Origin of the sequence: Arthrobacter sp. EM1 (genome assembly GCF_029964055.1) — a bacterium.
Taxonomy (GTDB): domain Bacteria; phylum Actinomycetota; class Actinomycetes; order Actinomycetales; family Micrococcaceae; genus Arthrobacter.
Genome location: NZ_CP124836.1, coordinates 3710961 through 3728873, shown reverse-complemented (window position 1 = coordinate 3728873; position 17913 = coordinate 3710961). Strand labels below are relative to the sequence as shown.

Annotated in this window: 18 protein-coding genes; 3 read left to right on the top strand and 15 right to left on the bottom strand. The window is 67.5% G+C overall.

All coding sequences use genetic code 11. The annotated features are described in order from the left end of the window. The 13 genes from QI450_RS17290 to dacB form a co-directional block, all read right to left on the bottom strand. Nucleotides 1–921, bottom strand: coding sequence for a DUF2520 domain-containing protein (locus QI450_RS17290; RefSeq protein WP_226773838.1), 921 nt, complete (start codon nucleotides 919–921; stop codon nucleotides 1–3). Beyond that, nucleotides 914–2464 (bottom strand): PH domain-containing protein, encoded by a 1551-nt coding sequence (locus QI450_RS17285; RefSeq protein WP_226773900.1) that lies wholly within the window; start codon nucleotides 2462–2464, stop codon nucleotides 914–916. The genes QI450_RS17290 and QI450_RS17285 overlap by 8 nt, the downstream gene beginning before the upstream one ends. Before the next feature lie 22 nt (nucleotides 2465–2486). Beyond that, nucleotides 2487–2999 (bottom strand): PH domain-containing protein, encoded by a 513-nt coding sequence (locus tag QI450_RS17280; protein ID WP_226773837.1) that lies wholly within the window; start codon nucleotides 2997–2999, stop codon nucleotides 2487–2489. Then, complete coding sequence (locus QI450_RS17275; protein ID WP_226773899.1) at nucleotides 2980–3501, bottom strand: DUF3180 domain-containing protein; 522 nt, start codon at nucleotides 3499–3501, stop codon at nucleotides 2980–2982. The genes QI450_RS17280 and QI450_RS17275 overlap by 20 nt, the downstream gene beginning before the upstream one ends. Further along, nucleotides 3501–4028, bottom strand: coding sequence for a 2-amino-4-hydroxy-6-hydroxymethyldihydropteridine diphosphokinase (folK, locus tag QI450_RS17270; protein ID WP_226773836.1), 528 nt, complete (start codon nucleotides 4026–4028; stop codon nucleotides 3501–3503). The genes QI450_RS17275 and folK overlap by 1 nt, the downstream gene beginning before the upstream one ends. Then, nucleotides 4025–4393 (bottom strand): dihydroneopterin aldolase, encoded by a 369-nt coding sequence (gene folB, locus QI450_RS17265; protein ID WP_226773835.1) that lies wholly within the window; start codon nucleotides 4391–4393, stop codon nucleotides 4025–4027. The genes folK and folB overlap by 4 nt, the downstream gene beginning before the upstream one ends. 14 nt (nucleotides 4394–4407) lie before the next feature. Further along, on the bottom strand, nucleotides 4408–5349 hold the full coding sequence (folP, locus tag QI450_RS17260) for a dihydropteroate synthase (protein ID WP_226773834.1): 942 nt from the start codon (nucleotides 5347–5349) through the stop codon (nucleotides 4408–4410). Between the two features lie 11 nt (nucleotides 5350–5360). Then, nucleotides 5361–5921, bottom strand: a complete 561-nt coding sequence (gene folE / locus QI450_RS17255) for a GTP cyclohydrolase I FolE (protein ID WP_309485676.1) — start codon at nucleotides 5919–5921, stop codon at nucleotides 5361–5363. Nucleotides 5922–6011: 90 nt separating this feature from the next. After that, a complete protein-coding gene (gene ftsH, locus QI450_RS17250; protein ID WP_226773833.1) occupies nucleotides 6012–8078 on the bottom strand; it encodes an ATP-dependent zinc metalloprotease FtsH in 2067 nt (688 codons plus the stop codon). Between the two features lie 200 nt (nucleotides 8079–8278). Continuing rightward, complete coding sequence (gene hpt, locus QI450_RS17245) at nucleotides 8279–8830, bottom strand: hypoxanthine phosphoribosyltransferase (protein WP_226773832.1); 552 nt, start codon at nucleotides 8828–8830, stop codon at nucleotides 8279–8281. Nucleotides 8831–8859: 29 nt separating this feature from the next. Continuing rightward, nucleotides 8860–9897 carry a tRNA lysidine(34) synthetase TilS gene (tilS, locus tag QI450_RS17240; protein WP_226773897.1) on the bottom strand — a complete coding sequence of 346 codons (1038 nt, stop codon included), beginning with the start codon at nucleotides 9895–9897 and terminating at the stop codon, nucleotides 8860–8862. A 79-nt stretch (nucleotides 9898–9976) separates the two neighbouring features. Then, on the bottom strand, nucleotides 9977–11095 hold the full coding sequence (locus QI450_RS17235) for a zinc-dependent metalloprotease (RefSeq protein ID WP_226773831.1): 1119 nt from the start codon (nucleotides 11093–11095) through the stop codon (nucleotides 9977–9979). Between the two features lie 69 nt (nucleotides 11096–11164). Continuing rightward, the gene (gene dacB / locus QI450_RS17230) at nucleotides 11165–12667 is read right to left on the bottom strand and encodes a D-alanyl-D-alanine carboxypeptidase/D-alanyl-D-alanine-endopeptidase (protein ID WP_226773830.1); all 1503 of its coding nucleotides are present in this window, start codon (nucleotides 12665–12667) and stop codon (nucleotides 11165–11167) included. Nucleotides 12668–12829: 162 nt separating this feature from the next. Between dacB and QI450_RS17225 the strand changes: the two genes are divergently transcribed. The 3 genes from QI450_RS17225 to QI450_RS17215 all read left to right on the top strand — a co-directional run bounded on the left by QI450_RS17225 (nucleotide 12830) and on the right by QI450_RS17215 (nucleotide 15597). After that, nucleotides 12830–13318 (top strand): inorganic diphosphatase, encoded by a 489-nt coding sequence (locus QI450_RS17225; RefSeq protein WP_226773829.1) that lies wholly within the window; start codon nucleotides 12830–12832, stop codon nucleotides 13316–13318. A gap of 158 nt (nucleotides 13319–13476) precedes the next feature. After that, on the top strand, nucleotides 13477–14802 hold the full coding sequence (locus QI450_RS17220) for a carboxylesterase family protein (RefSeq protein ID WP_226773828.1): 1326 nt from the start codon (nucleotides 13477–13479) through the stop codon (nucleotides 14800–14802). A gap of 195 nt (nucleotides 14803–14997) precedes the next feature. Then, nucleotides 14998–15597 (top strand): helix-turn-helix domain-containing protein, encoded by a 600-nt coding sequence (locus QI450_RS17215; protein ID WP_226773827.1) that lies wholly within the window; start codon nucleotides 14998–15000, stop codon nucleotides 15595–15597. Nucleotides 15598–15614: 17 nt separating this feature from the next. Here the strand turns inward: QI450_RS17215 and QI450_RS17210 are convergent, their stop codons facing one another. After that, nucleotides 15615–16481 (bottom strand): HAD family hydrolase, encoded by an 867-nt coding sequence (locus QI450_RS17210; protein WP_226773826.1) that lies wholly within the window; start codon nucleotides 16479–16481, stop codon nucleotides 15615–15617. 130 nt (nucleotides 16482–16611) lie between these two features. After that, nucleotides 16612–17892 carry a serine--tRNA ligase gene (gene serS / locus QI450_RS17205; RefSeq protein ID WP_226773825.1) on the bottom strand — a complete coding sequence of 427 codons (1281 nt, stop codon included), beginning with the start codon at nucleotides 17890–17892 and terminating at the stop codon, nucleotides 16612–16614. Nucleotides 17893–17913: the final 21 nt, after the last annotated feature.

Here is a 17913-nt window from a genome sequence, read left to right as displayed (position 1 = left end):
TTATGGACCTTCCGTAGGGTTTTCGTCATCGCCGCCGGAACCTTCAAGTGCGTGTGCGATGCCGCCGAGTTGCTCCGGCTTCAGCAGTCCCCGGCGTCCTGCCCGGCGGGCCGTCGCCCGGGCCATGGCCAGGTACGCCTCCAGAATATCTCCGCCCGCGCCGCCGTCGTGCTCCCGCAAGGACTCGGCGTGTGCCGCCACGGTGCCCACATCACCGCGGACCACCGGCCCGGTCAGTGCCGATTCGCCTGAGGCGAGCGCGTTCTCCAGGGTTGCCCGCAGCAGTGGCCCCAGCATTCGTTCGGGGGCCTCGACGCCGACCTCCCGGAGCAGTTGCGAGGACTGTGCCACCAAGGTGACGAGGTGGTTTGAGCCGTGCGCCAGGGCAGCGTGGTAGAGCGTGCGGTCCGCCTCGGCGATGGCAACGGGCTCCGCGCCCATCTCCACTACAAGGGCCTGAGCAATGGGCAGCATGGCAGCATCCGCGGTAACACCGAAGGTGCAGTCCAGCAGCCGGGTCAGGTCCAGGCTCATGCCGGTGAAGGTCATGGCAGGGTGCAATGCCAACGGGATGGCGCCAACGGCGCGGACAGGATGCAGGATCCCGACGCCGAACCGGCCGGAGGTGTGTGCCACGAGCTGCCCGGGCTGCCAGGCGCCGAGCTTCGCCAGGCCTTCCACAAGCGGGCCCAGGGCATCGTCGGGGACGGCCAGGAGCACCAGTTCGGCGCGTTCGACGATGTCCCGCACTTCCAGGACGGGGACACCGGGAAGCAGGGCTTCGGCGCGTTCGCGGCTGGCGTCGGAGACCGCCGAGACTCCGATGACGGCGTGCTCGGCGCCGCGCAGAGCCGCCCCGAGGACAGCGCCAACTTTGCCGGCGCCGATGATTCCGATGCCGAGACGTCCTGGTTTAGCCATGCTTCCGGTCTTCCTGCCTGTTGGGTTCTTCGGTGTGGGGGCGTTCAGCGGCGGGCGGGCGGACCTGCTCCAGCCAGTGCTCGCTGGTCTGACGCCGGCGGGCGGCCCGGGCCCGTGCCGCCTGGGCGTCGAGGAGGGCACGCGCCTCGTCCAGGCCGGCCTGGATCAGCCGCGGCGAGACGGGTCCGGCGGTGGTATGCAGGACCAGGTCCGCCACCCGGAAGCGCCTGGCCAGGGGGCCCTGCTCAAGCGCCATCGATTGGGTGCGCTGGTGCGGAACGATAACAAGGTGCCGCCACCAGCGGCCCGAACGGATCAGCAGGGCCGTGTCGGTGGCGGCGAAACCGTTGCGCCGCCAGCCCAGGGGGGCCAGCAGCCGGGCGCGCCGCGGGGTGGTGACAAAGCCGCCGTCGTCGGTGCCGGGAGCCGGCCCGGCCGCGGCCGGGCCGGAGCGGCCGTTGGCTCCGGCGGTGAATATGCCCGCCGGGTCCGGGGTGCCCGGGTCGGGAAGGACCAGGGAGAGGATGGTGAGCACCTCCGGAAAGGTCCCCACCGGCAGGAGCGTGCTCCGTGAAGAGCCCTCGCCGTTGTCCGCCGCGGCGCCGTAACCGGCGACGTTGACGTGGATCCGGTACCAGCCGAAGAAGCGCCAGAGCGGCGGCTGGCTGACCCGCAGTGCCTGGATCCGGCCCGGCGGAAGGGTCTGGGCCTGCGTATCCAGCAGGCCGTAGCGCAACCGGATCCCGTCCGGGGAAATGGCTGCGGTGAAGTTGTAGCCGCGGGTGACGGAGTTCCAGTACGCTGCCGCCATGCCCAGCGCGGCCGGAATCAGGAAGAGGTAGAAGCTGCGGTTCTCCGTGAGCGCCGAGAGCACCACGGACCCCGCGCCGCCGGCCAGCACAAAGACGGTCTGCTCGCTCAGGATCAGGGACCCCACCAGGCGCCCCGGCGGGACCGTGAGTACGGCGTGTTCCGGCGCTTCGGCGGCCACGGCCTCCGGGCCGGCAAGGTCAGCGGGGTTTCGCGCCGGGGCGGAGGCACTGGCCAGGATAGTGGCCCGCAGCTGCCGCGCCTCGTCCACGCGCAGGAAAGCCAGGCGCACCGCCGACTCGCCGGCGTCGGCCACGTCGAACTTTAGCTCGGCCAGCCCGAACAACCTGGCCAGCAACGGCTGCACAATATCGATTGCCTGGACCCGGTCCAGGCGCGCCTGCCGCTGCTGTTTGAAGAGGAATCCCGTGTTGAGCCGGACGTAGCCTTCGGCCACCTGATAGCGGGTGAAGTACCAGCTCAGGACGTATCCGAGCACGGTCAGAAGCACCAGCACGCCGCCGCCGAGCAGCAGCCACGGAGCCCGGCCGGTGAACCTGTCATCGATCAGGGGTCCGCCCTGGAGCAGCCGTTCGAAGGTGTCCCGGAAAAAGAAGAACCCGATGGCGGCCAGCGCCACCCAGCCCCGCACGAACGGCGACGCCGGGTGCACACGCAGCCACCGGGGCCCGGGCGTTTCGGTATCGGCGCCGGCGGACGTTCCCGCGGGCACACCGGATTTCACCGCGATACCGTCACAGCCCGGCCAGCCGGGCTTCACCGCGCGCGGAAAGCTGCTCGCGCAGCCGGGCGCCCTCGGCGGCGGGCAGCCCCGGGATCTCCGCGCGGGTACCCGGGGAGGCGGTGTGGAGTTTCAGCGTGCACAGTCCCAGCCCGCGTTCCAACGGTCCGGCGCCGATGTCCACGTATTGCATCCGGCCGTAAGGAACCACGAGGGTGCGCTGGAAGAAGATGCCGCGGCGGATGAGCAGGTCATCGTCACGCTCGGCGTAGCCGATGGCCTGGACCTGGCGGGGAATGAGCAGGAACCTGCACAGGGCCAGGACCAGGACCACGGCCGGGACGGCGATGGCAAGCCAGAGCGGGAAGGACGGCCACCAGCCATTGCGGATGAGAACGAGGGGGAGGCACAGCAGAGCGACAACAAGTAGGTTCGCCGCGGCCCAGCCGGCGCGCCGCACGGTCACATATTTCGGGGAGACCCGTAACCAGGTGATGCCCGGCGGGTCAATCGCCTCGGTAGGCATATTCGCCTTCCGCCGTCGGCTTGCGCTTTTCCCGGACGCCCGGGGCTGATCCGCCGTCGCCGTCCTCGGGCGGTATCCGGCAGAACCGTTCCACGACCAGGCCAACGACGATCATCGCCAGGCCGCCGCCGGCCATGGCCACGGCCTGCCACGCGAGCGTCTGGTCGCTGCGGAGGTTCCAAAGGCGCAGCTGGTCAATGAAGATCCCTGCGTGCCAGCCCAGCAGGACGCTGCCGGTATACGCGCAGGCCTGCGCGAGGACGAGGGTCCACGCCGCCAGGATGGGATTAAGCATTCTCTTTTTGTTGCCGTTGCGCCAGCGCAGCACCCGGACGCCCAGCACGATGGTGAGCACCACGATCACGGCCATCGTGATGAGCCCGGTGAGCGGCAGGACGGGGGTGTTCAGGCTGTAACGGGTCGTCAGCAGGGCGGCCAGCCAGCCCAGGACCCCTACGGCCACGCCGATGAGGGACAGCACCAGGGGGCTGGTCAGCTTCATCATTCGCTTGCTCCGGCCGCGGGGTGGAGGGTGTCGAAGCCGTCGAAGGGAATGAGGTCGGGGAAATCGGGGGCTTTGGCCGCTAGCTCGCCGACGCGTTGGCCGTCCAACTCGGCGGCAGGGTCGATAAGCGACCACGGGAAGAGTACAAAGGCCCGCTGGGCGGCACGCGGGTGCGGAAGGGTGAGCTCCGGGTCGGAACTGGCCAGCTCCCCGTACGTGATGATGTCCACGTCGAGGGTGCGGGGGCCCCAGCGCACGTCGCGGACCCGGAGGTGCTTTTGTTCCACAGCGTGGCAGTGCCGCAGCAGCTCACCGGGTGTCAATGTGGTCTCCACCGTCATCACCATATTGAGGAAATCCGGCTGGTCCGGCGGACCGCCGACTGCTTTGGTCTGGACGATCGGCGAAATGGCCAGGAGGCGGACCTCCGGCGGGTCGACGATGTCCGCGACGGCTGCCGAAAGGGTGTCGCTGCGCGCCCCCAGGTTGCTGCCGAGCGCAAGCACAGCCCGCGTGTAGCTCATTGTTGGTCCTGCCGGCTCCGGCGCACGCTGACGGAGACATCACCGAATGCGACCTCGATGGGCGCCTCGGGTTTGTGCACAGTGATTTCCACTGCTGCCACGGGGAACTTCTGCAGCACGTCCTCGGCGATCCGGACGGCGAGTGCCTCGATCAGGTTCAGCGGCTCCCCCGCGATCCAGGTCCGGATGCACTCCGCCACTTCACCGTAGTGCGCCGTGTCCAGCACGTCGTCGGAACGTGCCGCGCGGCTGAAATCCAGGTGCAGCACGGCATCGACGACGAACGGCTGGCCGTCGCGCCGCTCGAAATCAAACACTCCGTGGTGGCCGACGGCGGTGACGCCGCTCAGCGTGATCTGGTCCATGGTGGCTTTCCGGTTCAGTTATCGCCGGCGGCGGGTACTGCGCGGCCATCTGCCGGGCTCATCCCGGCGGCGACCTTGACAGCATCGAGGCTGGGCCCGACGTCGTGCACGCGGACAGCCCAGGCGCCGCGGGAGGCGCTGATGGCGGTGACCGCAGCGGTGGCCGCGTCGCGTTCGGCCGGCGGGGCGGACTTGCCGGCGACGGACAGGAGGCTGCCCAGGAAGCGTTTGCGGGAGGCGGCGACAAGGACCTTATGACCCATGGCCTGCAGCACGTCGAGGTTCTGCAGCAGCTCCCAGTTCTGCGCGTCGGTCTTGGAGAAGCCCAGGCCCGGATCAACGATGATCTGCTCCGGGCTGACACCTGCGGCGTAGAGCTTGTCCCGGACGCCCGCCAGTTCCGCGGCGACGTCCGCAGCCACGTTTCCGTAGTCCGTCAGCGTGTCCATTGTGCCCGCTGTGCCCCGGCGGTGTGTGAGGACGTAGGGAGCCTTGCTGCGTGCCACGAGTTCGGCCATTTCGGGTTCAATGCTCAGGCCGGAGACGTCGTTGATGATGACGGCGCCTGCCTGCAGCGCCGCGGCAGCGGTGGCGGCGTGGGTGGTATCGATGCTGACCAGCGCCCCGGCCTTCGCCAGGGCGGCGATGACTGGAAGCACCCGCCGCTGCTCCTCGTCGGGCTCCACTTCGGTGGCTCCCGGGCGGGTGGACTCGCCGCCGACATCGATGATGTCCGCGCCGGCGTAGAACATCCGCAGCCCGGCGGCGATGGCGGTGTCGGCGGTGGCGTGCTGGCCGCCGTCGCTGAAGGAGTCCGGGGTGACATTCAGGATGGCCATCAGCAGTGTCCGGTCAGTGGGCAGGGCTTCGAATGTTGCCGCGCGGCGTGCCTTGCGCACTACTGGCAGGGGCGACGTCGCCGGTCCGGTTCCGGGGGCTGCAGCTAGGGAGTCCATTGTCTGTGGTGTTACCTTCCGATAATGAGGCTCATGGCTTCGGCGCGGGTGGCCGGGTCATGGAGTTGCCCGCGTACCGCACTGGTGACGGTCCTGGCACCGGGCTTGCGGATGCCGCGCATGGACATGCAGAGGTGTTCGCATTCGACGACGACGATTGCGCCGCGCGGCTTGAGGTGGGTGACGAGGGCCTCGACGATCTGGGTGGTGAGGCGTTCCTGGACCTGGGGGCGGCGGGCGAACATGTCCACCAGCCGCGCCAATTTGCTCAGCCCGGTCACCTTCCCGTCGTGGGAGGGGATGTAGCCCACATGGGCCACCCCGTGGAACGGCACCAGATGGTGCTCGCAGGTGGAGTAGAACGGGATGTCCTTGACCAGGACCAGTTCCTCGTGGTCCAGGTCGAAGGTTGTGGCGAGAATCTCTGCCGGGTCATGGTGAAGTCCGGCGAAAATCTCGGTGTACGCCTTGGCGACCCGTTTCGGCGTGTCAATGAGGCCGCTGCGGTCCGGGTCCTCGCCGATGGCCAACAGGATTTCGCGGACGGCCGCCTCAATCCGGGCTTGGTCCACAACGGCGGGGACAGCGGCTGAGGCTCCCGCCACCAAAGAGCCGGTGGCGGGAGCGTCGTCGTCATTGAAGAAAGAAGTCACTGAAGAAGCCTAGCCGGGATGGCCGTCAGGCCCGAGATCCGTTACACCGCCCTGGAACGGCTCCTGTCCGGGGACGCCTTGGGCGTGCGGCGGGAAGGTGTCCAGCGGTTCCTCGAGCCGGGCTTCCTTGGCCTCTTCCTGCGCTTCGCGTTCTGCCTTCTCCCGGCGGGACTCCACCGGGCCGACGTCCTGGATCGGGCGGGTTTCCTTGGAGAGCCAGATCTCACGGAAATCACGCTTGCGGATGTTGGTGAAGACCTGTGCGATTTCCGCCTGGTTCAACGTTTCGCGTTCCAGCAGTTCAAGGGCCAACTGGTCCAGGACGTCGCGGTTCTCGATCAGGATGGCGTAAGCCTCGTCGTGCGCGCCCTCGATCAGGCGGCGGACTTCCTCGTCGACGATGTAGGCGATCTGGTCCGAGTAGTTGCGCTCGTGTCCGGCGTCGCGGCCCAGAAACGGTTCGCCGCCGCCCTGGCCCAGGCGCACTGCTCCGACCCGTTCGCTCATGCCGAACTCGGTGACCATTTTGCGGGCGATGCCGGTGGCCTTTTCGATGTCATTGGACGCCCCGGTGGACGGGTCGTGGAAGACGAGTTCCTCCGCGACGCGGCCGCCCATGGCATAAGCCATCTGGTCGAGCAGTTCGTTGCGGGTCACGGAGTACTTGTCATTCTCCGGAACCACCATGGTGTAGCCCAGGGCACGGCCGCGGGGCAAAATGGTGATCTTGGTGACCGGAGCGGAATTCCGCAGCGCCGCCGCCACCAGGGCGTGGCCGCCTTCGTGGTAGGCCGTGACCTTGCGTTCGTGTTCCTTCATCACGCGGCTGCGCTTCTGCGGACCGGCCATTACACGGTCAATGGCTTCGTCCAGGGCGCGGTCGTCAATGAGGTTGGCATTCGAGCGGGCCGTCAGCAGGGCGGCCTCGTTAAGGACGTTGGCCAGGTCAGCGCCGGTGTAGCCGGGGGTCTTTTTGGCCACGGCCCTCAGGTCGACGCCGGGAGCCATCGGCTTGCCCTTGGCATGGACCTGCAGGATCTGGTCACGGCCGATCAGGTCCGGGGCCTCGACGGAGATCTGGCGGTCAAAGCGTCCCGGCCGCAGCAGTGCCGGGTCCAGGACGTCGGGCCGGTTGGTGGCGGCGATCAGGATGACATTGGTCTTAACGTCAAAGCCGTCCATCTCGACCAGCAGCTGGTTGAGGGTTTGCTCGCGTTCGTCGTTGCCGCCGCCGATGCCGGCACCGCGGTGGCGTCCGACGGCGTCGATCTCGTCCACGAAAATGATGGCCGGCGCATTTGCCTTGGCCTGCTCGAACAGGTCACGGACGCGGGAAGCGCCGACGCCGACGAACATCTCAACAAAATCGGAACCGGAGATCGAGAAGAACGGCACCCCGGCCTCGCCGGCAACGGCGCGGGCCAACAGGGTCTTGCCGGTTCCGGGCGGACCGTAGAGCAGCACGCCTTTGGGGATCTTGGCGCCAACGGCCTGGAACTTCGCCGGCTCCTGGAGGAACTCCTTGATTTCTTCGAGTTCCTCGACGGCCTCGTCAGCTCCGGCGACGTCGCCGAAGGTGACCTGCGGCATGTCCTTGTTCACCAGCTTGGCCTTGGACTTGCCAAACTGCATCACCTTGGAGCCGCCGCCCTGCATGCGGGAGAGCAGGAACCAGAACAGGACGCCGAGCAGGATAACCGGGATCAGGAGGGAGAACAGTCCGGCGAACCAGTTGTTCTCGACCGGCTGGTCGGTGTAGCCGCTGGGCGGGCGGGAGTCCGTTACGGCTTTAACGACGTCGGCGGCGCGGGCATTGACGTAGTAGAACTGGATGTTCTTGCCCTTGTCCTGCCCGTCAACCTGCAGGTTGTCCTTCAGGATCAGGTCCACGCGGTTTTCCGCGTCGAAGATCTTCGCCTGTTCAACCTTGCCACCGTCGGTCAGCAGCGCGAGGCCCTTGTCGGTGTCGATCCGGGCCGCGCCGCCCGGTGAAAGGGTGGCAAAGGCCAGCAGGAGCATGCCAACTACAACGACAATCCAGATGCCGGGGCCCTTGAAGAAACTCTTAGCTTTCATCTGTGCGGGGCAGGCCCCGTCCCTCCTGGTAGTGCTGCACGGCGACCGATCTGCGCGCGTGTGGTGCTGCGTCAGCTTCTAGCTATACACCGTCGCTGTAGCTCACGCACGGTGAAGTGCAAAAGTTCCCTGAGGGCGTAGCGGGGCCGGGGATGGCCGGGCCCGGGGCGGAGCTTTGCGGTGTCCCCAGCGTCGGTGTGCTACTCGTAGACGTGCGGCGCGAGCGTTCCGACGAAGTCCAGGTTCCGGTACTTCTCGGCGTAGTCCAGGCCGTAACCGACCACGAACTCGTTGGGGATGTCATAGCCGACGTACTTGACGTCGATCTGGACCTTCAAAGCCGTGGGCTTGCGGAATGCGGTGCAGATTTCCACGGAGGCCGTGCCACGGGATTCCAGGTTGGTTTTGAGCCAGGACAGGGTCAGGCCGGAGTCGATGATGTCCTCGACGATCAGGACGTCCTTGCCCATGAGGTCCGTGTCCAGGTCTTTGAGGATGCGGACCACGCCGGAGGACTGCGTGCCGGAGCCGTAGGACGAGACGGCCATCCAGTCCATCGAAACGTGGCTGTGGAGTGCGCGGGCGAGGTCGGCCATGACCATCACTGCGCCCTTGAGCACGCCGACGATCAGCAGATCGCGGCCTTCATAGTCCTTGTCGATCTGGGCAGCCAGTTCGGTGATCCGGGTCTGGATCTGCTCCTTGGAGTACAGAACGTGCTTAAGATCTGCCTGGACGTCGTTTGAATCCACCAATAACTCCTGTGTAGATGCGGGGGCGACTATATCTGGGGCGGTTTTTGAGGCCGGAATACAAGCTTCCCACAGCGGGCCGCCCCGCGGGGAACACTTCCGGGCCCGGACGGCCCTTCGGCGAGCAGTTGGACGAGCGGGAGCCGGTAGACGTTGACCCCGCCGGCAAGCTCCACGGGACCGGCCGATCCCCGCCGCCGGAGGAGGGCTTCTGCGGCGAGCAGCCGCTGGTAGCTGGGCTGCTGGCCTCCGACGGCGGCCGCGGCCTTGGCGATGACCCGGAACCTGATGGCCGGCGCGAGCCCGCGCAGGGCTTCCTCCGGGAGGCTGATGGTTGTTCCGGATTGTTCCCGGAGGCTGAGGAAGGTGTCATTCGCCACGTCCTCTAGGTAGTCGGCGTCCAGCTGCAGGATCGCCGCGGTCCGTGCCAGCGACTCGGCAACGCCCGGACCAAGCTTCTGCTCAAGCAGCGGAAGCACCTCGACCCGGGTCCGTGACCGTGCAAACGCGGGATCCACGTTGCTCGGATCGTGCCATGGCTCAAGCCCCTCAGCCGCGCAGATTGCGAGGGTGTCGGCGCGGCGCAGCCCCAGGAAGGGCCGTAACAGCTTGTCGCGGGCGGGCCGCATCCCCGCCAGGGAGCGCGTCCCGGAACCGCGGGCGAGCCCAAGCAGTACCTGTTCGGCCTGGTCATCGAGGGTATGGCCGAGGAGGATGGCGCCGGCGCCGTCCTCAGCTGCAGCGGCGTTCAAAGCTGCGTGCCTGGCGTCCCGGGCGGCTGCCTCCGGGCCCACCCCGGTGGAAGCGACCTCGACGGCCTTGACGTGTACCGGCGAGAGGCCCAGATCCCGCAGGGTCGCGGCGGCGGCAGCGGCAACACCGGCGGAGCCGGGCTGCAGCTGGTGGTCCACCACCACGGCGCCCACGGAAACGGGATGTCCGTCCACGTGGCCGCGGCGGCCGAAGTGGGCAGCGGCCGCCGCGAGGGCCAGTGAGTCGGGTCCGCCGCTGCAGGCGACCAGGATCCGCTCGGGGTATCCTGCTGCACCCAGCGACTCCTGCAGCATTTTCCGTGCCGTGCCGACGACTGGCGCCAGCCGGCCCGGCCGGCGTCGTTCGCTGGAGGCAGGACTGGGCGTCACGGAACTAATGCCCCATCCGTTCGAGCCAGAGCCTGGAGTTGTGAATTTCTGTCTCGCTGGGCAGGTGTTCCGCGGACTCCCAGACCTTGTTGAACCCCTCCATGCCGGCCACGTCCACTACTTCGCGCACGAACTTCGAACCGTCGCTGTACTGGCGCATCTTCGCGTCCAGCCCGAGCAGGTTGCGGATGAACTTCTCAATCACGCCGCGGTCCTTCGACCGGGTGTTAAAGCGCTGCCGGATGGTCTTCACGGAGGGCACAATGCTGGCGTCGACAGCATCCATCACCACGTTGGCGTGCCCTTCCAGCAAGCTCATCAGGGCGGTCAGGCGTGAGATCGCGGCCTTTTCCTCGGGGTTCTGCAGCAGGTCAAGGATGGCCCCCCGGCTGGGCGCGGCGCCGGACGCGGTGCGGTCCTTGAGCGACTTCGCTGCGGCGGAGGCCCGTTCCATCAGGGAGTCGACGTTGCCAAGCAGCTGGCCGCTGAGGCTTTCGATCTCGTCCAGCATGTGATGCCGAAGCCAGGGCGCGGCGGCGAACTGCACCCGGTGGGTTTGTTCGTGCAGGCAGACCCACAGCCGGAAATCCTCGGGTTCGACGTTAATTTCGCGTTCGACGGAGATGATGTTCGGGGCGACGAGGAGCAGCCGCCCGGCGGCGGGCGCGGTGGAGTTCTCGGCCAGAGCCGAGAAGGGGTCATATTGGCCCAGGACCTTGCTGGAGAGGAACGCGAGGATCGCCCCCAGCTGGCCGCCCGTAATGGCCCCGCTGACACTGGCCGCGCCGGGGTTGAGGGTCCCGCGGCGGCCCTCCAGCATCTTTTCCATCGCCGGTTGCAGCATTACGGCGAAACTCTGGGTATTGGCCTTGGCCCAAGAGGCGCGGTCCACCACCAGGACCGAGGAGTCACGGAGGTCGCGGGCGGCATCGAGACCGGTGATGCTATGGACGTGCGGGACCGAAATGTCCGCCATCAGGCGCAGGTTGTCCACGGCGGCTTCGATGTCCGCCGCTGCCAGGATAGGTCCGGCGGGTGTGAGCCGGGCGGCAGTGGAAGCGGCCAGCTCCCAGTTGATGAGGGCTTGGACTTGGGGTGACGTCGCGCCGGCAGAGGACTCCATAGGCTCCATCAGATCACAGCGGACTGACAATGCGCCTTAAATTCGTCGGCCGGCGAACGGCCGCGCGCGTCAGCGGCAGCCGCACCCGGCCAGGACGGACGCGGCGCGGTCCAGCACGGCCTTATTCGCCGCCCCCGGCGTCAGTCCGTTGCCAATGAAGGAAAACACCAGGAGCCTGCCGTCGGCGTCCACCACGTAGCCGCTTAGCGCAAGGACGGTGTTCAGCGTGCCGGTTTTGGCCCGGACCAGGCCCGCGCCGCGCGCCGTGGCCGCATCCATGTACCGGTCCCCCAGCGTTCCGGTGAGCCCGGCGACCGGAAATCCGGCCAGAGCGGACCGCAGCCGGGTGTCCGTGCCCGACGTGATGGCCCGAACCACCCCGGCAAGCTGGCGGGCGGACACCTGGTTGTCCAGGGCCAGGCCGGAGACGTCAGCTGCGCGCAGTGTGCCGGCAGGGATCTCCAGGTCGTCGAGCTGCTCCAGAACGGCCGCGACGGCGCCGTCGTTACTGCCGGGTTTACCGGCCGCGGTTGCCGCCATCCGGCCCATCGTCTCGGCGAGGTAGTTGTCCGAGGTGCGCAGCAGCAGGTCCACCTGCTGGCCGACAGTCGCTGACTGGACCTCGGCCAGGACCCGGGCTTCAGCATCGCCTTCGGCAGTTGCCGCGGGGACCCGTCCAACGCCGGGCGCCACCGAGAGCCCGGCCGCTGCAGCCGCCGTCGAAAGCTGGGCGTAAAAGGCTTCGGCGGCGGTCATCGCGGCGTCCTGCGGGCGGGGCCCGGTGGTGCTGGCCGGGTCGAACCGGGCGGAGTTCAGTGCCAGCGGAAACAGCGGCGCTACCTCACCCGCGGCAACATCCTCCGGGCTCCAGGCCGGGTTCAGAGCGGGGCCGGTGAACAGGGAGTCGTCAAGTTGCACCGTCAAGGGACCGGTGACGTTCCCGGCCTCCAGCGCCCGGACCGTGGACTGTGCCAAGGTAGCGAGTCCGGCGTGGCCCAGCACGGCGTCGGGCACCGATTCCCCGGCGCCGAGCAGCACGTCCCCGCCGCCGGTGAGCACCACAGTTCCGGGGGCACTGCCCGCCACTGCCCTGGTGCTGAAGCGGCGCTCCGGTCCGAGGGTGCGCAGGGCAGCGGCGGCCGTGAGCAGCTTCATGTTGGAGGCGGGAACGCGGACCGCGTCGCCGGAACGGTCGAATAATACGTCCCCGGTGAGGGCATCCTGCACCATACCGGTAAAGTCCCCGGCACCGTCGGTCTTGAGGGTTTCGTTCAGTTGCGCAGCGAGGTCACCCGGTGCCGGGCGAGGGGCGGCGGCAGTGAGCGGTTCGATGCCGCCGCTGCCGGCGGCGGTGCCGCCGCGGGGGGCCAGCGTACCGGGGACCTGCTGCCAGGTCGGGGTATTTTCGCCCGTGGCCGCGGAAGACGCGGGGCCGCGGAACGCCGGTGCCAGCGCGACGCCGGCAGGGAGGGCGAGCGCCGCCACCAATAGGGTCTGGAGCAGCAGCGGAAGGTTCCGCCGAAGCGGCCCGGTCGCCGGCCGCGCGCCCGGCCGGCTCGTTCTGCGTTTCATCCTGCTACTGGTCCTTTAGTCCCGAAATGTCCCCACTAGTTCCTGAAACCAGCGCCTCTCGCTATATCCTCAATAGTAGTCGGCGGCACCGGCAACCTCCTGTGAGTGTGTGCCGCGCACCCCTGAAAACCGCGCACCCCTGAATTCGTCAAGGAGTATTCCATGAAGCATGACGTGACAATCGAGATCCCCAAGGGATCACGCGTCAAGTACGAAGTCGACCATAAGACCGGCCGCGTCCGCCTGGACCGCGTCCTGTTCACCTCCATGCAGTACCCCACGCACTACGGGTTTTTCGAGAACACCCTGGGCGAAGACGGCGACCCGCTGGACGCCCTTGTGCTGCTGCAGGACTTCGACCTGCACCCCGGCGTTATCGTCGAGTCACGCCCCATCGGCGTGTTCAACATGACCGACGACGGCGGCGGCGACGCGAAGGTGCTCTGCGTCCCCACCGATGCCCGCTTCGATCACATCAACGAGATCACCGACGTCAGTGAATTCCTGATCCGGGAAATCGAGCACTTCTTCACCCGCTACAAGGACCTGGAGCCGGGCAAGTGGGTCAAGGCTGAGGGCTGGGGCGACCGTGCTGCCGCCGAAGCCGAGCTTGAGGCGTCGATCAAGCGTTACGTTCCCCACACGCACTAACGTTCCGGAACTCCAACGCGGGGTCGTTGACCGCCCATCCGGCTTCCGGATGTGGCTGTCACCGGCCCCGCGTTTGCCGTTTCAGCGCAGAGCCAAGCGCAGCGCAAACTACGTTGGCCTGTCAGTGGCGGGTCAGGAATGTGTGAAATTGTTGGCTCATGAACGACGATCCTGCCTTTAGCCCACCCAGCGGTCCGGTCACCGGATGGCGGGACGGCGAGGTGCTGCGTGCCAGCGGAATTCCCTATGCCAGCGCCGGACGGTTCCAGCCGCCGGTGCCTGTACCTGACCGGACCGCTGTCCTCGCGGCGACGTCCCTTTCGCCGGCGTGCCCGCAGGCTCCGGTCCCTTTCCTGGATGAGATCCTCGGCACCCGCTACGGGGAGCTTCCCGGCAGCGAGGACTGCCAGCGGCTCTCTATCACCATGCCGGCCGGGCTCACTGCGCACGAGCGTGTGCCGGTGATGGTGTGGCTCCATGGCGGGTCCTACACGTCCGGCTCCGGGGACTTGGCGATCTTCGACCCCAAGTCCCTTGTGGCCGAAAACCGCGTGATCGTGGTGTCCGTGACCTACCGGCTGGGCCTGTTTGGTTACCTGGCAAGCGGCACCGGACGGCCCGCGAACCTGGGCCTCCTGGACCAGCTTGAGGCGTTCCGCTGGGTCCAGCGCAACATCAGCGCCTTCGGCGGCGACCCGGCAAATGTCACGGCCTTCGGACAGTCCGCCGGCGGGGACGCCGTCGCCCATCTGATGGCAACGGCGGAAGCCCCCGCCCTCTTCCGGCGGGCCATTATTCAGAGCGCACCCCTCGGCATTACCCGGGGTCGGGAAAAGATGAGCCACGCGATGGGCATCGCGGCGCAAACCGTCACAAAGGACACACCGGCGATGGAAGTTGTCGAGATCGAGGGGCACGTTTCGCAGGTGGCCCGGAAGTTCGGGCTGAAAGCAGCCATGCCGTTCGGCACCCAGTACGGGCACGCCCCGCTGCCGCGGGAATCCGCGATCGAGGACGCATGGAACAACACTGCTGCCGGGATTGAGGTTTTGATCGGACACACCTCCGAGGAAGCCCGGATGTTCCTGCCGCGCAACCGCACCGTCAGCGCCGTGGCCAAGGTCCCGCTGCTCGGGGCCGCCATCGTGCGGGGCATCAACTGGGCCGTCACCGAGGCCGTGTATGGCAGGTCCGCCAGGAAGTTCGCCAGGCGGCACGCCCGGGCCGGCGGCACGGCCTACAGTTATGTGCTGTCCTGGGCCGCGCCCGGAAACGTCTATGGTGCCGCGCACACAGTAGACCTGCCCCTGCTGTTCGGAGACCAAAAGACCTGGGAAGGGGCGGGGCTGCTCGCAGGTGCCGACTGGGCGGAAATTAACGCCCAGGGCAGGGAGCTCCGCGCCGTGTGGGCCCGTTTTGCCGCCGGGGAGGGCCTCGGGCGCCGCGGCGGGATTCCTGGCGCCCTGCGCTACCGCGCCGTCTGAGCCGCCGGAGAACTGCGGCCGGGGTCCTAAAGCTGATCCGGCCGAAACCAACGGTCAGGATCAGCTGCTTTCCGGGCCTCCGCAGCCGCCGCAGCCGGCACTGGAACCAGTCTCCTTTTGTGCCGGCGCGCCGTCCCGCCGGCACCGCTTTGGCGCTCTTGCCTGACGCATTCCACCGGGTAGTGTGGATCCAGAATGTTCACGCTGACGATCAACCAAACCGACAGCCGGCGCGACGGCGATTGCGTGCCCCAGCTCCTCAAGGACCTGCGGCACATCCCGGCGCGCCTGGACTTCGACCGCTCGGTCGAGGATGAGGTCCAGGGCATTGTGGACTGTCCCCTGCAGGCCGTCGAAGCGGCGATGATCTCCCTGCGGACAGGCAGCTGGTACGTCGGCATCGGTGTCGGCCCGGTCAATGAACCCCTGCCGAACCAGATCAAGGACGCCTCCGGTCACGGCCTCATTTATGCCCGCCGGGCCGTGGACCGGCTGCGCAACGGCAAGGACCGGATCCCGGTGGCCGTCGAAGGCCCGCTTGCAGACCTCGCCGCGGAGTCGGAAGCCGTCCTGCGGCTGCTCGGTCAGATCGTGCACGACCGCAGCCTGGCCGAGTGGCGGGTGCTGGACCTGCTGACCCCCGGGGTTCGCGGACAGCAAAAGGCGGTGGCTGAGGAACTCGGGATTACCACCCAGGCTGTCAGCAAGGCAGTGGCGCGCGCGCAGTGGAATGAGGAACACGCGGCGCGTCCCGCCGCGGCCAGGCTCCTGGGCCTCATCCTCGAAGCGCGCTGACACCCCGCCCGGCCCGGCTAGGGCAGCAGGCTGCGCAGCACGTGGGCGGCACCGTCGTTATACACGGAGTGGGTGACCTCGTTTGCGGCGGCGATGACCTCCTCGGGCGCCTGGCCCATGGCGACGCCGCGCGCGGCCCAGCCGAGCATCTCGATGTCATTGCGGCCGTCGCCGACGGCAACGGTGTGGTGCGGCTCGACGCTCAGCCGTCCGCGGAGCTGCTCGAGCGCACTCGCCTTGGTGACTCCGGCGGCGGCGATGTCCAGCCACGCCGTCCAGCCCACCGAGTAGGTCACCCCGGCGAGGCCGATGTGGCGGATGGCGGTGTTGAACTCTTCGGGCGTGTTTTCGGTGCTGAAGACAACAACGCGCACGGCAGTGGCTTCCAGCAAGGTCTGGAAGTCCACGCCAATGGCCTCAACGCCGAAACTGGCGTCCTGGAAGCGCTCGGTGGAGAGGAAGTTGCCGTCCGCATCCTCCAGCGCATACTTTGCCGAGGGCAGCCGCTTGCGCAGTGCTCTGAGCGCGGGCCCGGGGTCGAAGGTTGCCTTGTGCATGATCTCGTAGCCCTCGGACAGGCCGGAATCCAGACGCAACGTGACGCCGCCGTTGGAGCAGACCGCATAGCCGTTTTCAATGCCGATATGTTCAATGATGGGCAGGGTCGCATTCAGCGACCGCCCCGTCGCGATGGTCACGTGGTGGCCCGCCGCCACAACGTCCCGGGCGGCTTCGCGGACGGGAACGGACATATGGCCGTCGTGGTCCACGAGGGTGCCGTCGACGTCGAGCGCAACCATCAGCTTGTGGCCTGCGGTGTTGTTCTGGTTAGTGTCTCGCCGGTCATCGTTGCCGGCGACTGAAGTTTCAGTCATTGTTGTCATCTAACAAGTAGAGCAGACACCCCTGACACCCGCTAGGACGCAGGCCACAACGGGTGGTAAACCCGGGGTGAACAGCTGTTGACCCCGGGTTCCGCCGCACGCGGCGGAACCCGGGCCGGGCGCAGTCGGCTCAGATGACCGGGAAGACCGTCATGCCGCCGAGATACTTCTGCAGTGCCTGCGGGATGTTAACGGAGCCGTCCGGGTTCTGGTGGTGCTCCAGGATGGCCACGATCCAGCGGGTGGTGGCCAGGGTGCCGTTGAGCGTGGCGACCGCACGGGTGCCCTTGGGGGCGCCGTCCCCGTTCAGCACACGTTCGCGGATGTTGAGCCGGCGCGCCTGGTACGTGGTGCAATTGGAAGTCGAGGTCAGCTCGCGATACGCCCCCTGCGTCGGAACCCAGGCCTCGCAGTCGAACTTGCGCGCCGCGGAGTTGCCGAGGTCACCGGCTGCGGTGTCAATCACCCGGTAGGGCAGCTCGCACTTGGCCAGCATCTCCTCTTCCCAAGCTAGGAGCCGGGCGTGCTCGGCCGCAGCTTCCTCGACCGTGGTGTAGACGAACATCTCCACCTTGTTGAACTGGTGGACCCGGATGATGCCGCGGGTGTCTTTGCCGTGCGAGCCAGCCTCACGCCGGTAGCACGAACTCTGCCCGGCGAAGCGGATCGGACCCTTGGAGAGGTCCAGGATTTCATCGGCGTGGTAGCCGGCAAGGGCCACTTCGGAGGTGCCCACGAGGTACAGATCGTCCTCCGCGAGCCGGTAAATCTCGGCGTCGTGCTTAACGTCGAATCCGGTGCCCTGCATGGTCTCCGGGCGCACCAGCGTCGGGGTGATCATCGGCACAAAGCCTGCGTCGATGGCCTGCTCCATGGCCATCTGCAGCAGCGCCATTTCCAGCCGCGCCCCGGCCCCGCGCAGGAAGTAGAAGCGCGAACCGGATACTTTGGCACCGCGCTCCATGTCGATGGCGCCGATCAGCTCACCGATTTCCAGGTGGTCCTTCGGCTCGAAGTCGTTAAATTCGCGGGGGGTGCCGACGGCCTTGAGGACGATGTAGTCGTCTTCCCCGCCCGCTGGGACACCGTCCTCGATGAGGTTGGGAATGCCGCGCAGCAGTTCCTCGTGAGCGGACTGTGCGACGTCGGCCTCAACCGATGCTGCTTTGACCTCACCGGCGAGGACCTTGACCTCGGCCAGCAGGGCCTGCTTCTCCTCGCCCTTGGCCTGCGCCACCCTCTTTCCGAAGACATTCTGCTCGGCCCTGAGGTTCTCGAAGCGGATCAGGGCCGCACGCCGGGTCGAGTCCGCTGCGATGATCGCGTCCACCACGGATTCATCGGCACCGCGGGCGCGCTGGCTGGCCCGGAACGTGTCCGGATTTTCGCTGAGGTCTTTTACGTCGATCACCTGATAAGAGTATCCAATCCG

Coding starts and splice junctions, on each gene's coding strand:
- QI450_RS17290 (WP_226773838.1), bottom strand. CDS start 921: ATGGCTAAACCAGGACGTCTCGGCATCGGAATCATCGGCGCCGGCAAA.
- QI450_RS17280 (WP_226773837.1), bottom strand. CDS start 2,999: ATGCCTACCGAGGCGATTGACCCGCCGGGCATCACCTGGTTACGGGTC.
- QI450_RS17275 (WP_226773899.1), bottom strand. CDS start 3,501: ATGAAGCTGACCAGCCCCCTGGTGCTGTCCCTCATCGGCGTGGCCGTA.
- folK (WP_226773836.1), bottom strand. CDS start 4,028: ATGAGCTACACGCGGGCTGTGCTTGCGCTCGGCAGCAACCTGGGGGCG.
- folB (WP_226773835.1), bottom strand. CDS start 4,393: ATGGACCAGATCACGCTGAGCGGCGTCACCGCCGTCGGCCACCACGGA.
- folP (WP_226773834.1), bottom strand. CDS start 5,349: ATGGACTCCCTAGCTGCAGCCCCCGGAACCGGACCGGCGACGTCGCCC.
- ftsH (WP_226773833.1), bottom strand. CDS start 8,078: ATGAAAGCTAAGAGTTTCTTCAAGGGCCCCGGCATCTGGATTGTCGTT.
- tilS (WP_226773897.1), bottom strand. CDS start 9,897: ATGCTGCAGGAGTCGCTGGGTGCAGCAGGATACCCCGAGCGGATCCTG.
- QI450_RS17235 (WP_226773831.1), bottom strand. CDS start 11,095: ATGGAGTCCTCTGCCGGCGCGACGTCACCCCAAGTCCAAGCCCTCATC.
- dacB (WP_226773830.1), bottom strand. CDS start 12,667: ATGAAACGCAGAACGAGCCGGCCGGGCGCGCGGCCGGCGACCGGGCCG.
- QI450_RS17225 (WP_226773829.1), top strand. CDS start 12,830: ATGAAGCATGACGTGACAATCGAGATCCCCAAGGGATCACGCGTCAAG.
- QI450_RS17220 (WP_226773828.1), top strand. CDS start 13,477: ATGAACGACGATCCTGCCTTTAGCCCACCCAGCGGTCCGGTCACCGGA.
- QI450_RS17215 (WP_226773827.1), top strand. CDS start 14,998: ATGTTCACGCTGACGATCAACCAAACCGACAGCCGGCGCGACGGCGAT.
- QI450_RS17210 (WP_226773826.1), bottom strand. CDS start 16,481: ATGACAACAATGACTGAAACTTCAGTCGCCGGCAACGATGACCGGCGA.